The 871-nt window shown below is 65.6% G+C and carries 1 protein-coding gene; it reads left to right on the top strand.

Going from position 1 to position 871, the window contains the following annotated elements; genetic code table 11:
• Positions 1-871, top strand: an 871-nt coding sequence (locus HMPREF2990_RS10670; protein WP_070764601.1) for an HNH endonuclease, incomplete at both ends; no start/stop codon positions are given.

Here is an 871-nt window from a genome sequence, read left to right as displayed (position 1 = left end):
GCGCAATAGGAAGGCCCAAGCGGCGTGTGTCGCGGCGGCGCGGGAGAATGCGCACCGCCTGGACACGCTGGCCTATATCGCACGGTCCTCGCGCTCCCTGGACTCCGACAAGGACCGGTGGCACTACCGCCAGAAGCTTTGCGAAACCGAAGGCGACATGCGCACCGTGGTCAAGCGGGCCAAAGCCTTGAAGAAGGAGTTGAAACCGCCCGCGCCGCGTGCGCCGAAGGCGTCGGTGACCTTTCACGACAAAGGCTGGTCCACCGTCCACATCACTGGGCGCACCACCGACATCCTGCCGGTGTACCGGGCGGCGAAAGACGACCCGCAGGCGTGGCTGAACAACACCCGCAGCACAGGCGACGCGTCGATTACCACCGTGCTGAACATGGACATCGGCGACTTTGCTCAGTGGCGCATGCGCGACGACGGCGAGGTCGAAGTCCAGCTGACCAACGGCGAGTGGCTGCGCGGAGCCGAGCTAGTCAACCGGAAGCTGCGCGCGGCCGGCTACATCGCGTTGATCTCGGCAACCGACGGGCCGGTCAATCTCTACCCGGTGAAACTCGAGCGCCACGCGAACCGCGAACTCCGTGCGCTGATGAGCGCCGACGGCACCACGTGCGCGTGGAAAGACTGTAACCAGCCGGCGGACTTCTCCGAGGCACACCACATCCAAGAGTGGTCCAAAGGTGGTGCCACGGAGGTGGAGAATATGTGCTGGTTGTGCACGTATCACAACCGGCAGAACGGCCGGCCGAACCGCGGGCGGATGCAGCGGGTCGGTGGCCAGATCATGTGGCAAAGCCCGAAAGGCTACCTCACGCCCCGGGGCATCAAGCACACCGACCCCGCGCGAAGACACGCCCGG

It is taken from the genome of Corynebacterium sp. HMSC071B10 (assembly GCF_001814825.1).
GTDB lineage: Bacteria > Actinomycetota > Actinomycetes > Mycobacteriales > Mycobacteriaceae > Corynebacterium.
The sequence above is the reverse complement of the archived record's forward strand: the minus strand, read 5'-3'. Positions and strand labels throughout refer to the sequence as shown.